Annotated in this window: 21 protein-coding genes and 1 riboswitch; of the genes, 11 read left to right on the top strand and 10 right to left on the bottom strand. The window is 73.9% G+C overall.

From position 1 onward, the window contains the following. Window positions 1–107 precede the first annotated feature (107 nt). Entirely contained in the window at window positions 108–608 is a 501-nt protein-coding gene (locus tag AC5K6T_RS30295) for a hypothetical protein (protein ID WP_493214124.1), read from the bottom strand. A gap of 548 nt (window positions 609–1,156) precedes the next feature. Between AC5K6T_RS30295 and AC5K6T_RS30290 the strand changes: the two genes are divergently transcribed. Next, complete coding sequence (locus AC5K6T_RS30290) at window positions 1,157–2,566, top strand: M1 family metallopeptidase (protein ID WP_493214123.1); 1,410 nt, start codon at window positions 1,157–1,159, stop codon at window positions 2,564–2,566. 615 nt (window positions 2,567–3,181) lie between these two features. Here AC5K6T_RS30290 and AC5K6T_RS30285 read toward each other — a convergent pair. Then, complete coding sequence (locus tag AC5K6T_RS30285) at window positions 3,182–4,135, bottom strand: bifunctional GNAT family N-acetyltransferase/NUDIX hydrolase (RefSeq protein ID WP_493214121.1); 954 nt, start codon at window positions 4,133–4,135, stop codon at window positions 3,182–3,184. Between the two features lie 189 nt (window positions 4,136–4,324). Continuing rightward, a complete protein-coding gene (locus tag AC5K6T_RS30280) occupies window positions 4,325–4,900 on the bottom strand; it encodes a TerD family protein (protein ID WP_493214119.1) in 576 nt (191 codons plus the stop codon). Between the two features lie 156 nt (window positions 4,901–5,056). Here AC5K6T_RS30280 and arfB point away from each other — a divergent pair, with 156 nt between their 5' ends. Beyond that, complete coding sequence (gene arfB / locus AC5K6T_RS30275; RefSeq protein WP_493214118.1) at window positions 5,057–5,494, top strand: alternative ribosome rescue aminoacyl-tRNA hydrolase ArfB; 438 nt, start codon at window positions 5,057–5,059, stop codon at window positions 5,492–5,494. 647 nt (window positions 5,495–6,141) lie between these two features. On the opposite strand, the gene AC5K6T_RS30270 is transcribed toward arfB, so the two are convergent. After that, window positions 6,142–6,660, bottom strand: a complete 519-nt coding sequence (locus AC5K6T_RS30270) for a flavin reductase family protein (RefSeq protein ID WP_493214116.1) — start codon at window positions 6,658–6,660, stop codon at window positions 6,142–6,144. Between the two features lie 478 nt (window positions 6,661–7,138). On the opposite strand from AC5K6T_RS30270, the gene cdgB reads away from it, so the two are divergent. After that, window positions 7,139–8,797 (top strand): diguanylate cyclase CdgB, encoded by a 1,659-nt coding sequence (gene cdgB, locus AC5K6T_RS30265; protein WP_493214114.1) that lies wholly within the window; start codon window positions 7,139–7,141, stop codon window positions 8,795–8,797. A 130-nt stretch (window positions 8,798–8,927) separates the two neighbouring features. Beyond that, window positions 8,928–9,896, top strand: a complete 969-nt coding sequence (locus tag AC5K6T_RS30260) for a carbohydrate-binding protein (protein ID WP_493214113.1) — start codon at window positions 8,928–8,930, stop codon at window positions 9,894–9,896. A gap of 154 nt (window positions 9,897–10,050) precedes the next feature. Here AC5K6T_RS30260 and AC5K6T_RS30255 read toward each other — a convergent pair whose 3' ends face one another. The 3 genes from AC5K6T_RS30255 to AC5K6T_RS30245 all read right to left on the bottom strand — a co-directional run bounded on the left by AC5K6T_RS30255 (window position 10,051) and on the right by AC5K6T_RS30245 (window position 13,266). Beyond that, complete coding sequence (locus AC5K6T_RS30255) at window positions 10,051–10,980, bottom strand: 1-phosphofructokinase family hexose kinase (protein WP_493214111.1); 930 nt, start codon at window positions 10,978–10,980, stop codon at window positions 10,051–10,053. A gap of 130 nt (window positions 10,981–11,110) precedes the next feature. Further along, a complete protein-coding gene (nagA, locus tag AC5K6T_RS30250; protein WP_493214308.1) occupies window positions 11,111–12,325 on the bottom strand; it encodes an N-acetylglucosamine-6-phosphate deacetylase in 1,215 nt (404 codons plus the stop codon). Then, a complete protein-coding gene (locus AC5K6T_RS30245) occupies window positions 12,322–13,266 on the bottom strand; it encodes an ROK family protein (RefSeq protein WP_493214109.1) in 945 nt (314 codons plus the stop codon). The genes nagA and AC5K6T_RS30245 overlap by 4 nt, the downstream gene beginning before the upstream one ends. Before the next feature lie 174 nt (window positions 13,267–13,440). On the opposite strand from AC5K6T_RS30245, the gene AC5K6T_RS30240 reads away from it, so the two are divergent. The 3 genes from AC5K6T_RS30240 to otsB all read left to right on the top strand — a co-directional run bounded on the left by AC5K6T_RS30240 (window position 13,441) and on the right by otsB (window position 16,130). Continuing rightward, on the top strand, window positions 13,441–14,664 hold the full coding sequence (locus AC5K6T_RS30240; protein WP_493214307.1) for an extracellular solute-binding protein: 1,224 nt from the start codon (window positions 13,441–13,443) through the stop codon (window positions 14,662–14,664). A gap of 259 nt (window positions 14,665–14,923) precedes the next feature. Further along, window positions 14,924–15,157, top strand: coding sequence for a DUF3263 domain-containing protein (locus AC5K6T_RS30235; protein ID WP_493214306.1), 234 nt, complete (start codon window positions 14,924–14,926; stop codon window positions 15,155–15,157). 97 nt (window positions 15,158–15,254) lie between these two features. Then, complete coding sequence (gene otsB, locus AC5K6T_RS30230; protein ID WP_493214107.1) at window positions 15,255–16,130, top strand: trehalose-phosphatase; 876 nt, start codon at window positions 15,255–15,257, stop codon at window positions 16,128–16,130. 628 nt (window positions 16,131–16,758) lie between these two features. Here the strand turns inward: otsB and AC5K6T_RS30225 are convergent. Together AC5K6T_RS30225 and AC5K6T_RS30220 are read right to left on the bottom strand one after the other, a co-directional pair. Further along, window positions 16,759–18,189 carry an alpha,alpha-trehalose-phosphate synthase (UDP-forming) gene (locus AC5K6T_RS30225; RefSeq protein WP_493214105.1) on the bottom strand — a complete coding sequence of 477 codons (1,431 nt, stop codon included), beginning with the start codon at window positions 18,187–18,189 and terminating at the stop codon, window positions 16,759–16,761. Between the two features lie 71 nt (window positions 18,190–18,260). Beyond that, window positions 18,261–19,205: a glucosyl-3-phosphoglycerate synthase gene (locus tag AC5K6T_RS30220; RefSeq protein WP_493214103.1), complete on the bottom strand. Its 945-nt coding sequence runs from the start codon at window positions 19,203–19,205 to the stop codon at window positions 18,261–18,263. A gap of 159 nt (window positions 19,206–19,364) precedes the next feature. Beyond that, window positions 19,365–19,511: riboswitch (SAM riboswitch) on the top strand. Window positions 19,512–19,529: 18 nt separating this feature from the next. Between AC5K6T_RS30220 and thrC the strand changes: the two genes are divergently transcribed. From thrC to groL, 4 genes are all read left to right on the top strand, one after another. Beyond that, window positions 19,530–20,813 (top strand): threonine synthase, encoded by a 1,284-nt coding sequence (gene thrC / locus AC5K6T_RS30215; protein WP_493214102.1) that lies wholly within the window; start codon window positions 19,530–19,532, stop codon window positions 20,811–20,813. Beyond that, window positions 20,810–21,085 carry a MoaD/ThiS family protein gene (locus tag AC5K6T_RS30210; RefSeq protein ID WP_493214100.1) on the top strand — a complete coding sequence of 92 codons (276 nt, stop codon included), beginning with the start codon at window positions 20,810–20,812 and terminating at the stop codon, window positions 21,083–21,085. The genes thrC and AC5K6T_RS30210 overlap by 4 nt, the downstream gene beginning before the upstream one ends. 451 nt (window positions 21,086–21,536) lie before the next feature. Then, window positions 21,537–21,740, top strand: coding sequence for a cold-shock protein (locus tag AC5K6T_RS30205; RefSeq protein ID WP_004986573.1), 204 nt, complete (start codon window positions 21,537–21,539; stop codon window positions 21,738–21,740). Window positions 21,741–22,232: 492 nt separating this feature from the next. Further along, on the top strand, window positions 22,233–23,855 hold the full coding sequence (gene groL / locus AC5K6T_RS30200) for a chaperonin GroEL (protein ID WP_493214097.1): 1,623 nt from the start codon (window positions 22,233–22,235) through the stop codon (window positions 23,853–23,855). Window positions 23,856–24,062: 207 nt separating this feature from the next. On the opposite strand, the gene AC5K6T_RS30195 is transcribed toward groL, so the two are convergent. Then, complete coding sequence (locus AC5K6T_RS30195; RefSeq protein WP_493214095.1) at window positions 24,063–24,626, bottom strand: hypothetical protein; 564 nt, start codon at window positions 24,624–24,626, stop codon at window positions 24,063–24,065. Between the last annotated feature and the right edge of the window lie 465 nt (window positions 24,627–25,091).

The raw sequence follows: 25,091 nt of genomic DNA, 5'->3' as shown, positions 1-25,091 counted from the left end.
GGGGGCGGGCTCCTGAGGGCCGCCGGCCGGAGGCGGGGTGCTCCCTGCCGGGGGTGCCCGGGGCCGGTGATGCCCGGCGGCAGGGGCGGCCCGCGGTCCGCCGGGGCTCAGCGCAGCCGGGGGAAACGCGCCTGGAGGGTCCAGACAGCGGGGTTCTCGCCGAGGTCCTCGTGCAGGTCGGACAGGTCGGCGACGAGATCGTGCAGGAAGTCGCGGGCCTCACGGCGCAGTTCGGAGTGGGAGAAGGACAGCGGTGCCTCCTCGGCCGGCATCCAGTCGGCCTCGATGTCCACCCAGCCGAACCGGCGCTCGAACAGCATCCGGTCGGTGGACTCGGTGAAGTCCAGCTCGGCGTGTTGCGGGCGGGAGGCGCGGGAACCGGCCGGGTCCCGGTCGAGCCGCTCCACGATGTCGCACAGCGCCCACGCGAAGTCGAGCACCGGCACCCATCCCCAGGCTGTGGACAGTTCGCGGTCCGCCTTCGTGTCGGCGAGGTACACGTCCCCGCAGAACAGGTCGTGCCGCAGGGCGTGCACGTCCGCCCGCCGGTAGTCCGTCTGGGGCGGGTCGGGGAAGCGGTTGGAGAGGGCGTAGCCGATGTCGAGCACGGAGCCGATGGTGTCACGCCCACGGCGCCCGGTCCGCGCCGCCCGGGGACCGGCGCGGACCGGCGGCGGCCCGGGCCGGCACACCGGGCGGCGCCCGGAGGCCGTCGCCCGTCGCCCGCTGCCCCTGCCCGTCGCCGACCGCCCCGGGGGCCGTCGCCGTCCGCCCGGCGCCCGGCGCCCGGCGGCGTGACCTGGTGGCGCGGCAGGCGACGCTCGCCGCACCGCCCCTGGAAGCCGCCGTCCCGTACGAGGGCCTCCGGCCGGCCCGCCGGGAGCACGCACCGGACGCCGCCCCTCGACGGGCAAGCGCCGGGCACCGGCCGCGGCACCAGCGGCGCGGCCGGTGCCCGGCCGGCTCGGGGGCCCGCCGCCCAGCTGCGGGCCGTCCCTGCGAGGGCCGTCCCGGGCGTCCCCGAGGGCCGTCCCCGTGAGCGGCCGACGTGGGCGCCCCGGCCGTCCCCCGAGGGCCGGCTGCGGCCGCTCCGAGGGCCGGGTGCGGCTGTCGCGATCCCGACGGGCGGGGCGGAGGACCGCCATAGGATCGGGGAGTGTCCCGTTTCGCGCCCGTCGCACCCGTCGTCCGCCTCGCCCTGGTCGCCTGCCTCGCCCTCGCGCCGGTCGCCTGCAGTGACGGGGTACGGGGCACTCCGGGCGCGGCGGGACTGCGCGACCCGTACTTCCCCAAGGCGGGCAACGGCGGCTACGACGTCACCCACTACGCCCTCGCGCTCGCCTACGACCCCACCCGCCGCCATCTGACCGGCAGCGCGGTGATCACCGCCCGGGCCACCCAGGACCTCTCCGCCTTCAACCTGGACCTGCGCGGCCTGAACGTCCACGAGGTCACCGTCGACGGCCGGAAGGCCCGCTGGAACCGCGCCGGGTACGAACTGACGGTCCGTCCGCACGAGGAGCCCGCAGAGGGCGCCACCTTCACCGTCACGGTCCGCTACGCGGGCCGGCCCGAGACCGTCACCGACCCCGACGGTACCGAGGAGGGCTGGCTGCCCACCGCCGACGGGGCGCTCGCACTGGGTGAACCGGTGGGCTCGGCCGCCTGGTTCCCCGGCAACCACCACCCCTCCGACAAGGCGTCGTACGACATCGAGGTCACCGTCCCGCGCGGTCTGACGGCCGTGTCCGTCGGCGAACCGGCCGGGCGGCGCACCGGCCGCGGCGGCCGCACCACCTTCCTCTGGCACGCGGCCGAACCGGTGGCCAGCCATGCCGCCGCGATCGCGATCGGCCGCTACGAGATCACCCGGACGGACACCCGCGACGGGCTGCCCGTGTACACGGCCGTGGACCCGGTCGAGGCGGACGCCGCCCGGGGCGTGCTGAAGAGGCTGCCGGAGGTGGTGTCCTGGGCCGAGGACACCTTCGGCCCGTACCCGTTCTCCTCCACGGGCGCGATCGTCGAGCGCGACGAGGACGTCGAGTACGCCCTGGAGACGCAGAACCGCCCCGTCTACCCGGGCGCGCCGGACGTGGTGCTGATGGTGCACGAGCTGGCCCACCAGTGGTACGGCGACTCCGTCACCCCGCGGACCTGGCGGGACCTCTGGCTCAGCGAGGGCTTCGCGACGTACGCGGAGTGGCTGTGGGAGGAGGAGCACGGCGGCGACAGCGCACAGGACACCTTCACCCGGCTGTACGAGCGGGGCGAGGACGCCTACCCGGACCTGTGGGCGTTCCCGCCCGCACGCCAGGACGGTCCCGCGCACCTGACCGCCGACCCCGTCTACCAGCGGGGCGCGATGGTTCTGCACAAGGTCCGGCAGCGGATCGGCGACGACCGTTTCCGCGCGCTGCTGCGCGGCTGGGCCGCCTCCCACCGTCACGGCACCGCGGACACCGCGGACTTCACGGCGTACGTGCAGGAGCAGGCCCCGGACGAGGACTTCTCCGGGATCTGGACGGACTGGCTCCACGGCGACGGGAAGCCGGACCGGCCCTGACGCCCGGGCCGGCCGCGGTGTCCCGGGCTGACCCCGGCGCCCGAGGCCGTAGGGTCCGGGGGCGGCCCTGGTGTCGGGTCCGGCCCGGTGGCCCGGTGGCCCGGTGGCCCGGAGGGCAGGCCCGCGGGCGCGGGCCGGACCGGACGCCCCTGCTGACCCGACCGCCTCCACCGGTACCGGTCCGGCCTCCACCGGTCCGGCCTCCACCGGTCCGGCCTCCACCGGTCCGGCCTCCACCGGTCCGGCCTCCACCGGTCCGGCCTCCACCGGTCCGGCCTCCACCGGTCCGGCCTCCACCGGAACCGGCACCGCCTCCACCGGCACCGCCTCCACCGGCACCGGCATCGGCCGGCACCGGCATCGGCCGGCACCGGCATCGGCCGGCACCGGCATCGGCCGGCACCGGCATCGGCCGGCACCGGCATCGGCCGGCACCGGCATCGGCCGGCACCGGCATCGGCCGGCACCGGCATCGGCCGGCACCGGCATCGGCCGGCACCGGCATCGGCCGGCACCGGCACCGGCCGGCACCGGCATCGGCCGGTGCCGGCGCTGTTCCGGTCCGTGCCGTTCTGCCCCGCCGAAGTCCGGCCGGTGTCCCGCGCGGAGCAGGGGTCAGCCGGCCGTGGCCGACTCCCAGGCGTCCAGCAGCCGTGCCAGGTCCGGCGGCTGCACCGGCTCGGGCTGCTCGGCGAGTTCCTCGCGGGTCCACCAGCGCCCGGCGAGGATCCGGTCCAGCGCATGCGCGGCGGTGAGGTCCCCGGCCGGTTCCCGGCGCGGGCCCCGGGTGACGTAGATGTGCTCGTGCTGCCGGACGGGCAGACCCGAGTGGGCGAAGTCGTGTTCCCAGGTCGTGAGCAGCGGCCCCGGCTCCAGGTCCGTCCAGCCCGTCTCCTCCCGCAGTTCGCGCAGGGCGCCCGCGCGGGGCGACTCGCCGGGGTCCAGGCCGCCGCCGGGCAGCGCCCAGTGGACGCCGGTCTCCTCGTTGTCGTACCGGAAGAGGAAGACCTCGCCCGCCGGGCCCACCACGGCGATCCGCGCGGCCCGGCGCGCTCTCCGCAGCGGCTTGCGCAGCACCGTGCAGGGGCGGCCCCGCTCGCGGTCCGGACGGTGGCCGACGGTCTCGTAGCCGAGCGCGGTCCAGAAGGCCAGCCCGGCCGCGTTGCCGTCCAGGACGGCCAGCCGTACGGCGGCCCGGCCGGAGGCGCGGAAACGGTCCTCGATCCCGGCCGCGATCCGTCGGCCGTGCCCCTGCCCGTGCAGCGAGGCGTCGATCATCAGCAGCCCGATCCAGGGGTCCGGGTCGGCCGGATCGGGGTGGTCCGCCAGGGTGATCGCGATCCCGGCCAACCGCCCCCCGACACGGGCCAGCAGCACGTCGGCGCCCGGCCGGGCGAGTTCGTCGGCGAGCGCGGCGGCCACCTGCTCGGGCCGGATGTCGCCGGGGTCCGGGAAGTCGCCGCTGAGAGCGAAGAAGGCGTGGTTTGCGGCGTAGAGGGCGGTGAGTTCCGTCAGCAGCGGCGCCGGGATGTCCTGGCCGGGGCCGGTGGACAGGCGGGTGAGGATCATCGGGGCACGCTACCGCGGGCCCCTGCCCGAAGCGGCCCCTGCCCGAAGCGGCCCCGGCCTCGACGCGGGCCCCGGACGGCGGCCGTTTGGCGCCGTCCGTGTCGGGCGGCGGACAGGCCGGAGGCCCCGGACCGCGGCGGAATGCGGTGCGGGGCCTCCGGGCGGTCCGGAGTGCCGGGCGGCAGGTGGTCAGACGTTGACGCCGAAGTCCTGCGCGATGCCCACGAGGCCCGAGGCGTAGCCCTGGCCGACGGCGCGGAACTTCCACTCCGCGCCGTTGCGGTAGAGCTCGCCGAAGACCATCGCGGTCTCGGTCGCGGCGTCCTCCGACAGGTCGTAGCGGGCGATCTCGGCGCCGCCCGCCTGGTTGACGATGCGGATGTAGGCGTTGCGGACCTGGCCGAAGTTCTGCGAGCGGGATTCCGCGTCGTAGATCGAGACCGGGAAGACGATCTTGTCGACGTCGGCCGGGAGGGCGGACAGGTTGACGTTGATCGCCTCGTCGTCGCCCGCGCCCTCACCGGTGCGGTTGTCGCCGGTGTGGACGATCGTGTTGTCCGGGGTCTGCTTGTTGTTGAAGAAGACGAAGTGGGCGTCGGAGTACACCCGGCCCTGCGCGTTGACCGCGATCGCGGAGGCGTCGAGGTCGAAGTCCGTGCCCGTGGTGGTGCGGACGTCCCAGCCGAGGCCCACGGTGACGGCGGTCAGGCCCGGAGCTTCCTTGGTGAGCGAGACGTTGCCGCCCTTGGACAGGCTTACAGCCATTGTTGGGAGTCCCTTCCCTCGTTGCGTACGACGAACCTACAGCTACCCCCATGAACGCCTGGAGGTGTGTCACAGGTTCCAGTTCTCTTTACTTTCTTTACCGTGAACCGGGCCGCCGCGTAATTCGCATGACGGGAACCGGCCGGAAACGGGACCATGGACGGCATGTCCGGTCCCCATCTCATCCGCGGCTCCGTCCCGCTGCCCGAGGGCGAACTCGTGTGGCGTTTCTCGCGGTCCTCCGGGCCGGGCGGTCAGCACGTCAACACCAGCGACTCCCAGGCCGAGTTGCGTTTCGACCTCGCGGCGACCACGGCGCTGCCCGAGGTGTGGAAGCGGCGCGCGCTGGAGCGGCTGGCCGGCCGCCTCGTCGACGGGGTGGTCGTGGTACGGGCCTCCGAGCACCGCTCCCAGTGGCGGAACCGGGAGGCCGCGCTGGTCCGCCTCGCCGCGCTGCTCGCTCAGGCCACGGCGCCGCCGCCCAGGGAACGGCGGGCCACCCGCGTGCCCCGCGGCATCAACGAGCGCCGGCTGCGGCAGAAGAAGCAGCGGGCCGAGACCAAGCGGGGCCGCTCCGGGCGGGACTGGCGGTAGCCGCCTCCGCCGCCGCCCTCCGGAGCCGTCGGCGACCGCCGCCCTCACCGCCGTTCCTGCGGCCGCCCCCGCAGTCGCTTCCGTAGCCGCTTCCGCAGTCGCTTCCGCAGCCTCCGTGGTCCCCGTGGCCGTCGCCGCGGCCGCCCCCGCCGCTGTGCGTCCGCCGGGCAGCGCCGTGGCGGCCTCGCCTCCGGCCGGCGGCCCTGCGGCCCTGCGGCCCGGCGGCCCTGCGGCCCGGCGGCCCTGCGGCCGGCGGACCTCCCGCCCCGGCGGCGACCCTCCGGCCGGGCGGCCGCCACGGCGGAGACCCTTTGGGCACCCGGTCGGCGTTCACCCCGCCGCCCCGCACTCGGCCGCCGTGGCAGCCGCCCGGCCTCCGTGGCCTCGGTCGCCGCCGTGGTGCCCCGCGCCGCTGTGGCCGTCCCGCGCCGGTGGCGCCCGCCGCGCGGTCCTCCGGCCGCAGGGCCGCCGTCGGGCGTACCGTCCCCCGTGGCCCCCGTGGCCCCCGTGGCCCCCGTGGCCCTCGTCAACCGCCGTCGACCGCTGTCGACGTCCCGTCCGGTGACCTCCGCCGAGCGGTCCGGTCCCGGCTGCCGAGCAGCCCGCTCCGTCCCCACGCCGCTCCGTCCCCGCGCCGCGCCGCGCCGTCAGCCCAGCCGGCGGTAGCGGCCGCGGAAGTAGGTCAGCGGGCCGCCGTCCGCGCTCGGCACCCGCGCCGTGAGCACCCGGCCCACCACCAGCGTGTGGTCCCCGGCCGCCATCCGCTGCTCGGTCCTGCACTCCAGCGTCGCCAGCGCACCGCCCACCAGGGGCGCCCCGGACACCTCGCCACGGGTGTAGGCGATGTCCTCGAACAGCAGGCGGTCGCTGATCCTGCCCTTCATCGCGAAGCGCCCGGCGATGTGGCGCTGGCTCTCCGCGAGCACGGACACCGCCCACAGCGGCTGCTCGGCCAGCAGGTCGTCCATGCGCGAGCCGTCCCGCAGGCTGACCAGCACCAGGGGCGGGTCCAGCGACACCGACAGGAACGCGGTGGCCGTCATGCCGACGTCCTCGCCGCGCGGTGCCAGCGGGTCGTCCGGATCCAGCGGCGGCTCCTGCGCCGTCACCAGCACCACACCCGCCGCCAGCCGGGACATGGCGGCCCGGAACTCGTCGTTGCTCACCCCCACAGGATGCCCGCCGGCCGGGGCCGGGGCGGGTGCGGACGGGACGGGCAGGGCGGCGCGAGGACGGTTCAGCACGGAAGAGACGCTAGTCTGCGCGGCGTGGCACCGGCATCGGGCCTCGGTCCGAGCGCGGACCTAGGACTCCGGACGGAGCCGCACGGGAAGTACCGCGCCTTTTCCCGTGCAACTCCGGCGGGTTTACGCGCGGGGAACGGGCCACAAACAGCCGGGAAGAGCGCGGAAGCGTCGGGAAGAACGCAGAAAACCGACGCAATTGTTCACGTTCGCCTGTGACTTGAGTCACAAGCGGCACTAATTGTTGACCCTGTGTACCGAGTGGGCAGCGCGCTGTGATTCAGTGGCGGGGAAGCCCAAGAACGCAGAGAAGGCAGACAGGGCACCACCAGAAGCACCACCAGAAACGGCGCCGAACACAACCCTTGATTCGCTGCGAGGTCTCGGGGGGAGGGCGAGCATGGAGACCGAGTCCGAGCCCTACGTCCGTCTGGCCTCCCTCCGGCAGCTGCACCAGGTCATGGCCGACATGAACACCGCGCGCAGCCTCGCCGACACCCTCCAGACCGTGGCCGACGGAGTCGTCAAGGCCCTCGGGTACGAACTCGCCTGCGTGAACCTCGTACGCCCCGACGGCGACCTCGTCGTGGCCGCCCTCTCCGGGAACCCCGCCGCCGAGGCGCTGATCACCGGCCGGGTCGGTTCGCGCACCTCCTGGGAGCGGCGGCTGAGCATGGGCGAGGCCTGGGGCGACCTGATCTTCATATCCCACACCGAAGGCTGGGTCCTCGACGACGACGACGTCCCGCAGTGGTTCACCGACGGCCCCGCGCCCCGCTTCGAGGACGAGTGGCACCCCGCCGACCGGCTCTTCGCGCCGATGTACACGCCGGGCGGCCAGGGCGGCCCGCACGGCGAGCTGCTCGGCGTGCTCTCCGTGGACCGGCCCCGCAACGGACGCCGGCCCGGCGCCTGGGGCCGCGAGGCCCTGCAGATGTACGCCTTCCAGGCCGCCATCGCCATCAGCAACGCGCGTCTGCGTGCGAACATGCAGCGCGCCCTGGTCCGGCTGGAACGCGAGCAGCAGGCGCTGCGGGCCAGCGAGGAGAGTTTCAGGCAGGCGTTCGAGTACGCGCCCTCCGGCATGGCCATCGCCGAGATGGGCGGCGACCAGCACGGACGGATCCTGCGCACCAACGACGCCCTGTGCCGCCTGCTGGGCCGCCCCGCCGCCGCGATGCGCCGCTACTCCTTCTCCGACCTCGTCCACCCCGAGGACATCGGCACCCTGCTGCGGACCTCCGCCGAGGGCGGCCGCGCCGAGCTGCGGCTGGGCCGCCGCGACGGCACCTACGTCTGGGTCAGCCTGCGCAACTCCGTCGTCGCCGACGCCGCCGACGGACCCCGCTTCCTGCTCACCCACGTCGAGGACATAGAGGAGCGCAAGCGCCGCGAGCTCCAGCTCGCCCACCGCGCCTCCCACGACTCCCTCACCGGCCTGCCGAACTCCGCCGAACTGCGCGCGCGGCTGGCCGCCCGGCTGTGCCGGCGCCCGCAGTCCGGCCACCCCGGAGAGCTGGAGTCCGTCGACGCGGCCTACGGGCACCCCGCCTACGACGCCCGCGGCCACGACTTCGACCTGCGGCCGGGCGCCGAGGCGTACGACGCCTACGACCACCATGTGCACACCGCCGCCCCGCAGGGCGAGCACGACGACGGCACCAAGGGGCTCGCGGTGCTCTTCTGCGACCTCGACGGATTCAAGTCGATCAACGACCGGTTCGGGCACAACGCCGGGGACTCCGTCCTCATCGAGGTCGCCCGGCGCCTGTCGCGCGGAGTGCGCGACGGGGACACCGTCGCCCGGCTCGGCGGCGACGAGTTCGTGATCCTCGCCGACGGGCTCGGCCGGGCCGACGCCCAGGACCTCGCCGTACGCCTGCGCAACGAGATCATCCAGCCGATCCGCGCCGAGGGCCGGGCCGTCAGGGTGGGCGCCAGCTTCGGCATCGGCTGGGCGCACTGCGGGATGACGGCCGACGAAGTCCTGAAGTCGGCGGACGAGCGGATGTACGTCGAGAAACGATCTCGTCCCAAACAGCACAGACGTGCGGGCTGACCCGCAGGTCAGCGGAGCGGTGCGAGCTGAGTCACCCGTTTGGGGCAGCGGGACCGGGTAGGCTCGCCCTGCTGACCCGTGTACGCATCTGTATCGCATCTGCCCCGCACCTGTTGAGGAGTACCAAGGGATGACGCCCGGCAACAACGGCGCGAGCACGCCCGAGGACGACGACCCGTTCGGCTACCTGTACGCCGACGGGCAGGCCAACGGCGCCCAGCCGCCCTCCGGCGGCTACGGCTACCCCAACTCCGTCAGCAGGGTGCGGACGGTCGGCGAACGCCAGTACGGCCAGCCGCAGGGCGCGCCCCACGGCCAGCCGGTCCCGCAGCAGCCCGCCTACGGGCAGCCGCCGGCCGCGAACGGCCGGCCCCACGCGCACTACGCCGCCCCGGAGACCCTGCCGGGCGGCGGCGCTCCCACCTCCCCGGCACCGTCCTACGGCAACACCGGCGGCGGGGGGCGCCGCGGCCCCAACACCAAGGGCCTGCTGATCGGCGCGATCGCCGTGGTCGCCGCGGTCGTCATCGGCATCGGCGTCGCCATGATCGGCGGCGACGACAGCCCCGACGGCACCGCCGACAACCAGCCCGGCCCCACCGCCACCAGCTCCGAGAGCGGCGAGCCGACCCCGTCGGCCGACGGGGAGGACGCCGACAAGCCGATGCAGCCGGTGGAGGCCGAGGGCAAGACGCTGCTGCTGTCCCCGGGCGTGACCACCGCCTCCGACGTCGCGGGCGCCTCCTCCTCCGGCGGCGTCTACCTCACCGGGCTGAACCAGCCGGGCGCCTCCGTCACCTGGACCGTCGACGACATCCCCAAGGACGGCGTCTACACCCTGTTCGCCCAGTACAGCACCGCCGGCGACGACCAGTCGATGACGCTGACCGTCAACGGCAAGGAGTTCGGCAGCAAGCTGAACATGAAGAACTACGCGGGCGCCGCCGACGGCGACTTCGCCAAGGGCTGGACCACCACGTTCGCCTGGCCGAACCTCACCAAGGGCACCAACACCATCGCCCTGTCCTGCGGCGACGGCGACAAGTGCGACGTGCTGCTGGACAAGCTGGTGCTGAAGGAAGGCCAGGTCAAGGAGTAGCCCCGAGTGGACCGGGGGCAGCCCCGGGGCGGCCGCGCCCGCGGACGCCGGGCCCGCGGACGCCGGGCCCGCCCGGCGTGCACGGTGGCGGAGCCGGGGTGCCTGCCAGCAGACGGGCGCGGGGGAGCCGGGTTGCCCCCGCCCGCACCCGGCTTCAGGCGGCCGCCGTCTCCGGGGAGACCGACACCCGGTCCAGCAGCCCCTCGTACGCCGCCCGGTCGAACTCGCCCGCCACCGGGGACAGGACCGTCGCCGCCGACAGGGCGACCGCCCGGGCCAGGCGGTCCGGCCACGGAAGATCCTCCGCCAGGGCCGACAGCAGGCCCGCCACCGCCGAGTCGCCCGCGCCGGTCGGATTGCCGCGCAACCGGGACGGCGGAGCGGCCCGCCAGCGGCCCTCCGGCGCCACCGCGAGCAGCCCCCGGGCACCCAGCGAGGCCACCACCGCCCGCGCACCCCGGCGGCGGGTGTCCTGCGTCGCCCGCAACGGCTCGTGCGAGCCCGTCAGTTCGGCCAGCTCGTCGGCGTTCGGCTTGACGATGTCCGGGCGGGCCGCCACCCCGCGGCGCAGCGGCTCCCCGCTGGTGTCCAGCAGCACCGGCACGCCCGCCGAGCGAGCCGCCCGCACCAGCCCCGCGTACGCCCCCACCGGCACGCCCGGCGGCAGACTCCCGCACAGTGCCACCGCCGACGCCGAGCCCAGCAGGTCCGCGTAGACCTCCCGGAACGCCGACCACTCGGCCGCGCCGATCGCCGGACCGGGCTCGTTCAGCTGCGTGCTGCCGCCGGTCGTCTCGTCGACCACGGCGATCGTGCGGCGGGTCGTGCCGGACACCGGCACCAGCGCGTCCACCACGCCCGGCACCGCCCGCAGCAGCTCCTGCACCGCCCGGCCCGTGCCGCCGCCGGAGAACCCCGTCACCGTCACCGGACAGCCCAGCGCCGCCAGTACCCGGGCCACGTTGACGCCCTTGCCGCCGGGCCGCTCCGCGACGTCCGACACCCGCTGGGACGTGTGCTGCCGCAGGGACCGCACGCGATAGGTGATGTCCAGAGCGGTGTTCAGCGTGACGGTGAGGATCACCAGGTCCGACCTCCCCCGAGAGCGCTCGCCGACCTTCGGCCCGAAGACAGGATCATGCCAAACGAGCGGCGGCCGGCCCAGACCCGGGACCGGCCAGCCTGCCCGAACGGGCGTCGGCCCGGCGGAGGAATCAGCTCAGACCGGGATCGACGACCCACTCCCCGCGCCGCATCACGCCCCGCACGTCGAAAGCGGCGTCCAGCAGCACCAGGTCGGCGTACTTGCCGGGCTCCAGCGAACCGACCGTGTCCGACAGGCCCAGCAGACGCGCCGGGTTGGCGGACAGTGCCGCGACCGCGTCCTGGACCGGCAGCCGGTCCACCGTCACCGCCCGCTTGAACGCCCGGTCCAGCGTCAGGGTGGAACCCGCGATCGAACCGCCCTCCACCAGCCGGGCCACACCGCCGGCGACCTCGACCTCCAGCGGGCCGAGCATGTAGCGGCCGTCACCGAAACCGGCCGCGTCCATCGCGTCGGTGATGAACGCCACCCGCTGCGCGCCCTTGTGACGGAACGCCAGCTCCAGCGCGGCCGGATGCAGATGCGTGCCGTCGTTGATCAGCTCGACGGTGACCCGCTCGTCCTCCAGCAGCGCGGCGATCGGCCCCGGCGCGCGATGGCCCAGCGCGGGCATCGCGTTGAACAGGTGGGTCGCCACCGTCGCGCCCGCGTCGATCGCCTCGACCGTCTGCTCGTACGTCGCGTCGGTGTGGCCGATCGCCGCGATCACCCCGTGCTCCGCCAGCAGCCGCACCGACGCGACGCCGCCCGGCAGCTCCGTGGCCAGCGTCATCATCCTCGCGTGCCCGCGCGCCGCGTCGACCAGCTTGCGGACCTCCGCCGGATCCGGGTCGCGCAGCAACTCCTCGGCGTGCGCGCCCTTGCGGCACGGCGAGATGAACGGGCCCTCGAAGTGGATGCCCGCGATGTCCCCCTGCTCGGCCAGCTCGCTCAGCAGGCCCGCCCGCCGCACCAGGAAGTCCATCCCGCCCGTCACCGTCGACGCCACCAGGGTCGTGGTGCCGTGCCTGCGGTGCGTCTCGATGCCGGTCAGCACGTCCTCGGCCGAGCCCGAGGTGAACGACGCCCCGCCGCCGCCGTGGTTGTGCAGGTCGACGAAGCCCGGCACCAGCCAGTACCCGCTCGCGTCGACGACCCGGGCACCGTCCGGGGCCGCGGCCGCGATGCGGGCGCCGTCGACCACCACCCGGCCGCCCTCGACCGTTCCGGTGGGCAGGACCACACGGGCCCCGGCCAGCGTCAGGGGGGCCCGGTCCGACGCGGGCCGCGAGCCGTCCAGGGGGCCTCGCGCGGTACTCCGCGCCCCTGTGGGGGTTGCCATCAGGTCGTTACCTCCGACCGGTCCGTTTGGTTGAGGAGATCCCAGGCCAGGAGGCCTGCGCCCAGGCAGCCCGCCGTGTCGCCCAGGGCAGCGGGGACGATACTCGGCAGCTTCTGGAAGGTGACGCGCCGGCGGACCGCGTCCCGCAGGGGTGAGAACAAGGTTTCCCCCGCCTCCGCCAGCCCGCCACCGATGATCAGCGTGCGCGGGTCCAGCAGAGTGAGCGCGGTGACCAGACCGTCCGCGAGCGCGTCCACCGCCCGCCCCCACACCCGGACCGCGTCCGGGACGCCGTCCGCGACGGCCCGCGCGCAGTCCGCGGCGTCCACCGCCGGGTCGTCCGCGGCCGCCGCCCACGCCTCGCTGACCGCGGACGCGGACGCGTACCGCTCCAGGCAGCCGCGCTGCCCGCACGGGCAGGGCGTGCCGTCCGGCCGGACCACGATGTGGCCGATCTCGCCCGCGAAGCCGTGGGCACCCGCCTCGACCCGGCCGTCGATGCCGATCGCGCCCGCGATGCCGGTGCCCAGCGGCACGAACAGGAACCGGTCGGCGCCCTGCCCCGCCCCGATCCGGCCCTCCGCCAGGCCTCCCGTGCGCACGTCGTGGCCCAGCGCCACCGGCACCCCGCCCAGCCGCTTCGCCAGCAGGTCCCGCAGCGGTACGTCCCGCCAGCCCAGGTTGGCCGCGTAGGCGGCGACGCCGTGTTCCTCGTCGACGATGCCGGGCACCGCCACGCCGGCCGCGGCCGCCGGCTCGCCCAGCTCCCGCTCGCCGTACGCGTGCAGGTCGGCGGCGAAGTCCAGGATGCCGTCCACGACCGCGTCCGCGCCGCGCTCGCGCCCGGTCGCCCGGCGCGCCCGGTGCAGCAGCTCGCCGTCCGCCCCGACCAGGGCGGCCTTCATCCCGGTGCCGCCCACGTCGAGGGCGATGACATGTCTCACGGGGAACAGTGTGGCCCGAGGACCCGCAAGAGGTCTAGTCCACTTGCGTGGTGTAGACCTTAATTCGGATAGCGGACGCCCGGTGAAGGGTGTCCTACGGGAACGTGAACAGAGTTGGGGCTGGCAGTGCAGCGGGCTAGGACGGGATTGGTCGCGGCGGTCGCCGCGCTCGGAATGACGGCGCTCCTCGGCGGCTGCGGGCTCGACGGCGAGGCCGACGTCACCCTCAGGCTCGTCGCCGCCGACTACGGCGACAGCCCCGGCAACAGCTCCGAGAAGTACTGGGCCGACCTCGTCACCGCCTACGAGGCCGACCACCCCGGCGTGCGGATCGACGTGGCGGTCTACTCCTGGAGCGAGGTCGACCGCAAGGTCAAGGACATGGTCGACGCCGGGGACGCCCCCGACATGGCCCAGATCGGCGCCTACGCCGACTACGCCACCGCCGACCGGCTCTACACCGCCGACGAACTGCTCTCCATCACCACCCAGGCCGACTTCGCCGGACAGCTCGCCGACGCCGGACAGGTCGGCGGCCGCCAGTACGGCATGCCCTTCGCCGCCTCCACCCGCGTCCTCTTCTACAACAAGACCCTCTTCGACGATGCCGGCCTCACCCCGCCCACCACCTGGGACGAACTGGCCGCCGCCGCCGAGACCCTCAAGGACGACGGCGTCGACTACCCCTACGCCCTGCCCCTCGGTCCCGAGGAGGCCCAGGCCGAGACCATGCAGTGGCTGCTCAGCGGCGGCGGCGGATACACCAGCCGGCTCGGCACCTACGGCATCGACTCCACCGAGAACATCGAGACCTTCACCTGGCTCCGCGACCACCTCGTCGGCAAGGGCCTCACCGGGCCCGTCGCGCCGGCCGAGCTCAACCGCGCCGACGCCTTCGCCGCGTTCGCCTCCGGCAAGGTCGGCATGCTCAACGGGCACCCCTCGCTGATGAAGATCGCCGCCAGGAAGGGCGTGAAGTTCGGCATGGTGCCCATGCCCGGCCCCGACGGCGGGAACGACTCCACCATGGGCGTCGCCGACTGGATGCTCGCCTTCAAGCAGAACGGGCACCGCGACCAGGTCGGGAAGTTCCTCGACTACGTCTACAGCGAGCGGAACGTCCTCGCCTTCTCCCGCGAGTACGACCTCCTGCCCGTGACCACCTCCGCCTCCCGGGTCATGGCCTCCGCCGGCCAGGACAAGGACCTGCGGCCCTTCCTCGACGAACTCCCCTACGCCGAGTTCTACCCGGTCGGCAAGACCTCCTGGGCCGAGGTCAGCGCCTCCGTCAAGAAGAGCATCGGCAAGGCCGTCGCCACCGACGGCAGCCCCTCCGGCGTCCTCGGCACCCTCCAGACCGAGGCCGTCCGGGCGGACGCCGCCGCTGCGGTGGACTGAGCGGGTGCGGCTGCCGCCGCTTCTGCTGTCGCTGCTTCTGCTGTCGCTGCTTCTGCTTCTGCTTCCGCTTCTGCTTCCGCTGCCGCTGCCGCTTCCGCTTCCGCTGTCGCTTCTGCTGTCGCTGCTTCTGCCGCCGTTGTCGTTGCTGTCGCTGCCGCTGTCGCTGCCGCTGTCGCTGCCGCTGTGGGCTGAGCCGATGCCGGTGGCCCCTGCGGGGCGGGCGGTCTCGGTGTCGGCGGGCCGCGCTACCGTTTCCGGCATGGACGACGAGCGGCTCGGGCAGCGGGAGCAGGGCATTCTCGCGCTGGAGCGCCGCGGGTTCTCCGGGCCCGGCGCCAAGGAGCGGGCGATAAGGGAGGAACTCGGGCTCGCCCCCGTCCGCTACTACCAGCTCCTCAACGCCCTGCTCGACGACCCCCGCGCCCTCGTCCACGACCCCGTCACGGTCAACCGGCTCCGACGGGTGCGGGAGGCCCGGCGGGGCGAGCGGTGACCTCCGCCCGGCGGGGGCGTGGCGGCAAGCGGCCCCGGGGCGCGTGCCGGTTCGCCGGGCACGCGTGCGGCGCCCGGGTCCTGGATAGGGTCGCCGTATGGGCATCCACGAGCACGATGCGAACCGACCCCACGACCCTGCGGGCGCACTGCCCGCGCCCGTCACCGCCGCCGGACGCGAGGGGCTCGACGCCCTCCTCGCCCGGCCCCGCACAGCTGTGATCGCGCTCGACTTCGACGGCACGCTCGCCCCGATCGTGCCCGACCCCGACCAGGCCCGGGCCCACCCCGACGCGGTGCCCGCGCTGGCCCGTATCGCGCCGCGGGTCGCCTCCGTCGCCGTGATCACCGGTCGGCCGGCCGGTGTCGCCGTACGGTACGGCGGGTTCGCCGGAGCCGCCGGTCTGGAGCACCTCGTCGTGCTCGGGCACTACGGCGCCGAACGCTGGGACGCGTCGAGCGGCGGCGTCAGCGCACCCGCGCCGCACCCCGGCGTGGCCGCCGTGCGGGCCGAACTGCCCGGCGTGCTCGACGAGGTCGGGGCCTGGCAGGGCACCTGGGTCGAGGAGAAGGGGCGGGCCGTCGCCGTCCACACGCGGCGGGCGCGGGACCCCCGGGCCGCGTTCGAGGCGCTGCGGGAGCCCCTCGGTGAGCTCGCCGCCCGGCACGGGCTCATCGTCGAGCCCGGCCGCCTCGTGCTGGAGCTGCGCCCGCCGGGGATGGACAAGGGCGTGGCCCTGGAGGAGTACGCCCGCGAGACCGGAGCCGAGTGCGTCGTCTACGCCGGTGACGACCTCGGAGACCTGCCCGCCTACGCCGCCGTCGACAAGCTCCGCTCCGACGGCGTCCCCGGGCTGCTCGTGTGCAGCGGCAGCGACGAGGTGGCCGAGCTGCGGGAGCGGGCGGACGTGGTCGTGGACGGGCCCGAGGGTGTGGTGCGGCTGCTGGACGCGGTGGCGGCGCGGCTGGGGTAGCCGCGCCTGGGTGGGCGGGGGCGGGGGCGGGGGCGGGGGCGGGGGCGGGGGCCTCCGGCGGTTGGGCCGGGTGCAGGGGTGCGGGGCGGTGGTGTGCCTGGGTGGTGCCGGTGCCGGTGCCGGTGCCGGTGCCGGTGCCGGTGCCGGTGCCGGTGGGTGGTGTCGGTTGTGTCGGTGGGTGTCGGTGGGTGGGTGGTGTGTGCCTGCGGCGGCCTGTTGTGGTGGTGGGGTGGCTGGGGTTGCGCCGGTGGTCGGTGGGTGGGTCGGGGCCGTGCCGGGGGGTGTCCGTCCTCGGTCCGGCGGTGGGGTGGGTGGGGTGGTGGGGGGTGTGGGTGCCGGACGCTGCGGGCGGGCACCCCCCGGCGCGTCCCCTTCCCGCCGTGGGCGGCCGACCCGCCGTGGTCGACCTGCCGTGGGGCGACCCGTCGTGGGTGGTCGACCCTCGTGGGTGGCCGACCCGACCCGTCGCGGGCCCCCGTCGTGGGCCCCCTGCGGTGGGCGCCTGCCCGCTGTGCGGTGCGGGCCGGCCGTGGGGGCCGACCCGCGGTGGGCGGCAGTGGGGAGTTTGCTGGGGCGACCGACCCGCCGTGGGTGCGTTGGGCGTCGGTGGTGGGTTGTTCGGTGTGGGTCAGGTGCGGAGGGCGTTGAGCTGGGCGAGGAACCACTGGGTGGGCGGGAGGGCTGTCGCCGCCGCGGCCAGGCGTTTGGTGCGGTCGGCCCGTTCGTCCGGCGGCATGGCGAGGGCCTCGTGCAGGGCGCGTGCCGTGTCCACGACGTCGTACGGGTTCACCGCGATGGCGTCCTCCCGGAGCTCCTCGTAGGCGCCGGCCTCCTGGGACAGCACCAGGGCGCAGCCCTCGTCGGAGACCACCGGCACCTCCTTGGCCACCAGGTTCATGCCGTCCCGGATGGGGTTGACCAGGGCCACGTCCGCCAGGCGGTACGCGGCGAGGGAGCGGGCGAAGTCGTCCCTGACGTGCAGGACGACCGGGGTCCAGCCGTCGGTGCCGTACTCGGAGTTGATCTCCTCGGCCAGCCGTCGCACCTCGGCGGTGTAGGTGCGGTAGACCTCCAGGTCCTGGCGGGAGGGGTAGGCGAACGCCAGGTGCACCACCCGCTCGCGCCACTCGGGGCGGTCGTGCAGGAGCTGCCGGTAGGCGAGCAGGCCGCGCACGATGTTCTTGGACAGCTCCGTGCGGTCCACCCGCACGATGCTGCGGCGGTCCTCGCCGATCTCCGCCCGGAGGGACGCCATGCGCTCCTCCACGTCCGGGCGGTGGGCGCGTTCCCGCAGGAACTCGGCGTCGGCGCCCAGCCCGTGCACGCCGACGCGGGTCACCGCCGGTGTTCCGGCCGCCGAGTGCCCAAGGGTGCGGGTGTCCTCCGTGGTGACGTCGTCCAGTGCGCCCGCGCACGCCGTGAACGCCGACGCCCACCGGGTGGTGAGGAATCCCAGGCGGTCCGCGCCCAGCATGCCCCGGATCAGCTGTTCACCGACGTCCCGCGGCAGCATGCGGAAGTACTCCGGCGGCGCCCACGGCGTGTGCGAGAAGTGACCGATCCGAAGGTCCGGGCGCAGGGCGCGCAGCATGCCCGGGACGAGGCACAGGTGGTAGTCCTGCACGAGGACCGCCGCCCGCGGCGCCGCCTCCTCGGCCAGCGCCTCGGCGAACGCGCGGTTGAAGGTCTCGTACGACGTCCACCGGTCGCGGAAGTCCGCGTCGAAGACCGGCTCCAGAGGAGTCTGGTAGAGCATGTGGTGCACGAACCACAGCACCGAGTTCGCGATGCCGTTGTACGCGTCCGCATGGACGTCCGCCGGGATGTCCAGCATGCGGACACCGGGCTCGCCCTCGCCGCGCCGGACCGCCTCCCGGTCGCCGTCGGACAGCGCCGAGCACACCCACAGCGCGCCCGCGTCCGGGCCGATCGCCGAGAGGCCGGACACCAGCCCGCCGCCGCCTCTCCCGGCGTGCAGGGAACCGTCGTCCCGCAGCTCGTACGAGACCGGGCCGCGATTGGACGCGACCAGCACCTGTGCACCGTGCGTGGAAGCCATGTGCCTCAACCTAGCCCGGCCCGGAAACGCTCAAACGTGCGGTTCGGCTGTATACGGCTGGTGTGAGGGGTTCACGCCACTTTCCGGGCCGCGTACTCGGCGATCTCCGTCATCGGCGGGCGCTCCTCGGTGTCCACGCTGTACGTGCGCGCCTCGAACCCGTCCGCACCCCGCTCGAACTGGGTGAGAGCCGGGCGGACCAGATGGCCCCGGGCCAGCCGCAGCTGCGCCGTCCGGTAGATCGCCGCCGCCATCCGCCCCAGCGCCTGTCCGTCCTGGTGACGGTGTTTGCGGACCCCCACGTCGACCTGGGCCAGCGCGTCCAGGCCCACCAGGTGCAGCGAGTCCACCAGCATGCCCAGCTCCACCCCGTACCCGACCGGGAACGGCAGCTGCTCCAGCAGGGAGCGGCGGGCCGCGTACTCGCCGCCGAGCGGCTGCACGAAACCGGCCAGCTGCGGCCAGTGCAGGTTGAGCAGCGGGCGGGCCATCAGCTCCGTGACCCGGCCGCCCTGGCCGGCGGCCCCCGCGAGCGGCCGGTCGTACATGCCCTTGACCAGGTCCACCTCCGGGTCGGTCAGCAGCGGGCCGACGATGCCCGACACGAAGCCGGAGGAGAAGTCCCTCAGGTCGGCGTCGATGAAGCACACGATGTCCCCGGTGGTCACCAGCAGCGAGCGCCACAGCACCTCGCCCTTGCCGGGGACGGCGGGGATGCGGGGCAGGACCGCGTCCCGGTGGACGACCCGCGCTCCGGCGGCCGCGGCCACCTGCGCGGTGCGGTCGGTCGAACCAGAGTCGACCACCACGATCTCGTCGACCAGGGGCACCTGCTGCACCAGGTCGTGGCGGATGGCGGCGACGATGTCGCCGACCGTCTCCTGTTCGTTGAGTGCGGGCAGGACGACGGAGACCGTCTGGCCGGTGCTCCGCTTCGCGGCCAGGATCTTGTGGAGGGGGCGGTCGGAGGCGGACCAGGAGCGGGTGGTCAGCCAGCGCTCGACTTCTTCCAGCACAGCCAGCGGCTCCTCTGCGTTCTCTCGGCGAGGAGGACCCGGTGTGATCCATCTCGCGGTTCGGACGGCTATCTCAACTGTCCTGGCCTTCGGTTACAGTCTTGAACAACGCTGATGACCATCGCATGTCGGGGGTCGGCCGCGCAGACAACCACATACAGCTCATCCAGAGGGGCAGAGGGATACGGCCCGATGAAGCCCCGGCAACCCTCCAGCCGGTCTCCTGACATTCGTGCAGCGAGGCTCCCGGCTAGGGAAGGTGCCAAATCCGTCTCACGACGAGATGCGTCGTGAGGAAGATGAGGAGAAAGGGCCTCGCCTCACATGGCTGTGCAGACTGTTGCTAGCACCACCGACTCCGTCGTCGACCTCGGTCCCGCCGCGGCCCTGAGCTGCCGCGAGTGCGGCCACCGGGTGCCCCTCGGCCCCCTCTTCGCCTGCGAGGAGTGTTTCGGGCCGCTCGAGATCTCCTACGACTTCTCCTCCTACGACACCGAGGAGCTGCGCCGGCGCATCGAGGCCGGCCCCGCGAACATCTGGCGGTACGCGCCGCTGCTGCCGGTTCCGGCGGACGTGGCGGACAAGCCGAACCTGAACCCCGGCTGGACCCCTCTCGTCAAGGCCGGCAACCTGGCGCGCGAGCTCGGCGTCACCGGCGGGCTCTACGTCAAGGACGACTCGGGCAACCCCACCCACTCCTTCAAGGACCGCGTGGTCGCGCAGGCGCTGGAGGCCGCCCGCGTCTTCGGCTTCACCACCCTGTCCTGCTCCTCCACCGGCAACCTCGCCGGGGCGGTGGGCGCCGCCGCAGCCCGGGCGGGCTTCCGCTCCTGCGTGTTCATCCCGCACGACCTGGAGCAGGGCAAGGTCGTCATGGCCGCCGTCTACGGCGGTGAACTCGTCGGCATCGAGGGCAACTACGACGACGTCAACCGCTTCTGCTCCGAGCTCATCGGCGACCCGGCGGGCGAGGGCTGGGGCTTCGTCAACGTCAACCTGCGGCCCTACTACGCGGAGGGCTCCAAGACCCTCGCCTACGAGATCTGCGAGCAGCTCGGCTGGCGCCTGCCGGACCAGATCGTCGTGCCGATCGCCTCCGGGTCCCAGCTCACGAAGATCGACAAGGGGCTCCAGGAGCTGATCCGCCTCGGGCTCGTCGAGGACCGGCCGTACAAGATCTTCGGCGCGCAGGCCGAGGGCTGCTCCCCGGTGTCGGCGGCCTTCAAGGCCGGGCACGACGTGGTGCGCCCGCAGAAGCCGGACACGATCGCCAAGTCGCTCGCCATCGGCAACCCCGCCGACGGCCCCTACGTCCTGGACATCGCGCGCCGCACCGGCGGTGTTGTGGAGGACGTGACGGACGCACAGATCGTCGACGCGATCAAGCTGCTCGCCCGCACCGAGGGCATCTTCGCCGAGACGGCCGGCGGGGTCACCGTCGGCGTCACCCGCAAGCTCGTCGAGGACGGTGTGCTCGACCCGTCCCTGACCACCGTCGTCCTCAACACCGGGGACGGCCTGAAGACCCTCGACGCGGTGGCCGGCACCGGTCTCACCGCCACCATCCGCCCCAACCTGGACTCCTTCCGAGAGGCTGGCCTCGCATGAGCGTGACCGTCCGCATCCCCACCATCCTGCGCACCTACACCGGCGGCCGGGCCGAGGTGCCCGCCGACGGCGGCACGCTCGGCGAGGTCATCGCCGACCTGGAGAAGAACCACACCGGTATCGCCGCCCGTGTCCTGGACGACCAGGGCAAGCTGCGCCGCTTCGTGAACGTGTACGTCAACGACGACGACGTGCGCTTCGAGCAGGGGCTGGCGACCGCGACGCCGGACGGTGCGGGCGTCTCCATCATCCCGGCCGTCGCGGGCGGCTGAGCCCTGCGTCGTTACCGACGGTAAGGGTGATTACGGAACGTTCACCGAATTGCCCCCTCCGTGAGAGAAGCGGAGGGGGCAATTCTGCATGGTTGAGCACGATAGGCTGAGGGAAGCCGCCGCTTCTCGCATGCCGGGCGCATATGAGTTTCGCCGGGCGCCGCACGCGGAGAACCGATGAGAAGTAGCCAAAGTGCGCGGCGGTTTCGCGCCTTTCACCCCCTTTGTGTGGCCCGACTTGCCCAGAATTCGGGTGAATTCTGGGTAAATTCCCGACCAGTCGCGTCCTGAATTCTCGTCCGATTGACCTGTTGCAGACGGCAGTTGGACAGATACATTCAGCCGCGGTCGACGCGTTCCGGCGCACGCCCCCGGTCAATGGTGGGGTGAGGTCTGACCCGGGTCCGCGAAGTGTGGATCTGTGCAAGGGCCAGTAATAGGGGAGTTAGGCATGGCTCAGGGCACCGTCAAGTGGTTCAACGCGGAGAAGGGGTACGGCTTCATCGCGGTCGACGGTGGTGCGGACGTCTTCGTCCACTACAGCGCGATTCAGATGGACGGCTACCGCACCCTGGAAGAGGGCCAGCGGGTCGAGTTCGAGATCTCGCAGGGCCAGAAAGGCCCGCAGGCCGACATGGTTCGCGTCACCGCCTGAACGTTCTTTTCACGAAGGGCCCGCACCCCGGGGGTGCGGGCCCTTCGGCCGTTCCCGGCCCCGGGTGCGGGCGTGGCCCCTGCCGCTGTCCGCGCGCCGGGCCCGCCCGGTCCCCCCGCGCCGGCCTGCCGGACCTGCCACGCCTGCCGGGCCTGCCGGACCCGCGCCGGGCCGCCGTCCCGGCCGGTGCGCGGGCCGTCCCGGGGCCGGCCCGTGCGGGCATGCGGAGGGCGCGCGAAGGCCGCGCCGCCCGCCGTCGGTGTTCGCGCCGGGCGGAGCGCCGTGCCCGATCGCCGGAGCCGCTTGCACTCGACAGGGGCGAGTGCTAATCATTGGCGTTAGCACTCTGAAGGTGAGAGTGACAACGAAGGACCGGGTCGGTGAGGCCCGCAGGCCGGGTGGGGCAAGGAACCACGAGGCCCGCGAGCCGTCCGTCGCGGGCGCGGGCGCGGTCCGAAGGAATCACCCCCAGTCCTGGAGGGACCACTTCACATGGCCAAGATCATCGCGTTCGACGAGGAGGCGCGGCGCGGCCTCGAGCGCGGCATGAACCAGCTCGCGGACGCCGTCAAGGTGACGCTCGGCCCCAAGGGCCGCAACGTCGTCCTCGAGAAGAAGTGGGGCGCCCCCACGATCACCAACGATGGTGTCTCCATCGCCAAGGAGATCGAGCTCGAGGACCCGTACGAGAAGATCGGCGCCGAGCTGGTCAAGGAAGTCGCCAAGAAGACGGACGACGTCGCCGGCGACGGCACGACCACCGCCACCGTCCTCGCCCAGGCCCTGGTCCGCGAGGGCCTGCGCAACGTGGCCGCGGGTGCCAACCCGATGGCCCTCAAGCGCGGCATCGAGAAGGCCGTCGAGGCCGTCTCCGGTGCGCTGCTCGACCAGGCCAAGGAGGTCGAGACCAAGGAGCAGATCGCCTCCACCGCCTCCATCTCCGCCGCCGACACGGCGATCGGCGAGCTGATCGCCGAGGCCATGGACAAGGTCGGCAAGGAAGGCGTCATCACCGTCGAGGAGTCGCAGACCTTCGGTCTGGAGCTCGAGCTCACCGAGGGCATGCGCTTCGACAAGGGCTACATCTCCGCCTACTTCGCGACCGACATGGAGCGGATGGAGGCGTCGCTCGAGGACCCGTACATCCTCATCGCCAACTCCAAGATCTCCTCGGTCAAGGACCTCCTCCCGCTCCTGGAGAAGGTCATGCAGTCGGGCAAGCCGCTGCTGATCATCGCCGAGGACGTCGAGGGCGAGGCCCTGTCGACCCTGGTCGTCAACAAGATCCGCGGCACCTTCAAGTCCGTCGCGGTCAAGGCCCCGGGCTTCGGCGACCGCCGCAAGGCCATGCTCGGCGACATCGCCATCCTCACCGGTGGCGAGGTCATCTCCGAGGAGGTCGGCCTCAAGCTCGAGAACGCGTCCCTGGACCTCCTGGGCCGCGCCCGCAAGGTCGTCATCACCAAGGACGAGACCACCATCGTCGACGGTGCCGGCTCCTCCGACCAGGTCAACGGCCGCGTCAACCAGATCCGCGCCGAGATCGAGAACAGCGACTCCGACTACGACCGCGAGAAGCTCCAGGAGCGCCTGGCCAAGCTCGCCGGCGGCGTCGCGGTCATCAAGGCCGGTGCCGCCACCGAGGTCGAGCTCAAGGAGCGCAAGCACCGCATCGAGGACGCCGTGCGCAACGCCAAGGCGGCCGTCGAGGAGGGCATCGTCGCCGGTGGCGGCGTGGCGCTGCTCCAGGCCTCCGGTGTCTTCGAGAAGCTGGAGCTGGACGGCGACGAGGCCACCGGTGCCGCCGCGGTCAAGCTCGCGCTTGAGGCCCCGCTCAAGCAGATCGCCGTCAACGCCGGCCTTGAGGGCGGCGTCGTGGTGGAGAAGGTCCGCAACCTCACCCCGGGCCACGGCCTCAACGCCGCGACCGGCGAGTACGTCGACCTGGTCGCCGAGGGCATCATCGACCCGGCGAAGGTGACCCGTTCCGCGCTGCAGAACGCCGCCTCCATCGCCGCGCTGTTCCTGACCACCGAGGCCGTCATCGCCGACAAGCCGGAGAAGGCCGCCGCGCCGGCCGGCGGCGGCATGCCGGGCGGTGACATGGACTTCTGATCGGCCTCACGGCCGATCGACCGTCCACGCACGGACCGAGGGCGGCACTCCCTGGCGGGGGTGCCGCCCTCGGGCGTGCACGGGCTGAGCCGAGCGCTGCCGCCGCGGCGGCCCGGCACCGGTGCCGCGAGCCGCACCGGCGGAGGAACGACCCCGGCCTGCTGACCGGCCGGCCCCGCACCGTGCGGGGGGACCGGCGCGGGCCGGTCACAGGCCGGGCGGCTCGGCGTCCGTACGGACCGGGGTGCCCCACACCCGCAGCACCTCGTAGTCGGTGAACTCGTGCACCAGCCGGTAGGCCGGGGCCGGCCGGGAGCCGCGCCGCTGCGCGGCCAGATACAGCTCGGCCTCCCGCCGGTCGCGGCGGGGCGTCCCGCACAGCTGCCACTCCTGCCCGTTCCACCGCTCCGGCAGCCACCGCTGCTGGGGCTGCGGACGGTCGCCGCGCACCCCGTACCGGGAGGGCGCGCTCTCCGCGGCGCGCGGCGCGCCCGGGCCGTTGATCTCGGCCCGCCGGGCGGCCCGGCGCCGGGTCTCGCAGAGCAGGCACAGGTCGGGGGCGGCCGAGTCGACGGGCCCGTTCGGATGCTCGGCGCAGCGGGTGGCCGGTGCCGGGCCGGACAGGCTCTCGTCCAGCAGGTCCACGGCCCGCCGCAGGTCCGCCCGCATCTCCCGCAGCCGCGCGTCGGAGGTCTCGGCGGTCAGCGCCTCCCCGTGCTCCCCGAGCACACGCAGGGCACGGCCGAGGGCGGTGAGCTGGGCGTGGTTCATGGTGCCCCAGGGTAGGCGGTCGGGCGCGGACCGGACGGCCCCGCCTCCGCCTCCGCCGGCCGGCCCGCCTCGGCCGGTCCGCCTCCGCCGGCCGGTCCGCCTCCGTCTCGGCCTCCGTGGGATGGTCCGCCCCGCTTCCGCCCGCCCCTCCGTCGCCTGCCTCCGTCGGCCGGTCCGCCTCCGCCTCCGTCGGATGGCGCGCCTCCGTGGGATGGTCCGCCCCGCTTCCGCCCGCCCCTCCGTCGCCTGCCTCCGTCGGCCGGTCCGCCTCCGTCGCCTGCCTCCGCCGGCCGGTCCGCCTCCGTCTCGGCCTCCGCCGGCCGGTCCGCCTCCGCCGGCCGGTCCGCCTCCGCCGGCCGGTTCGCCTCCGCAAGCCGGCCCGCCTCGGCCTCGGCCTCCGTGGGATGGTCCGCCCCGCTTCCGCCCGCTCCTCCGTCGCCTGCCTCCGCCGGCCGGTCCGCCTCG

This window comes from Streptomyces sp. B8-7 (genome assembly GCF_058833805.1).
This window is presented reverse-complemented; position numbering and strand designations above follow the sequence as displayed.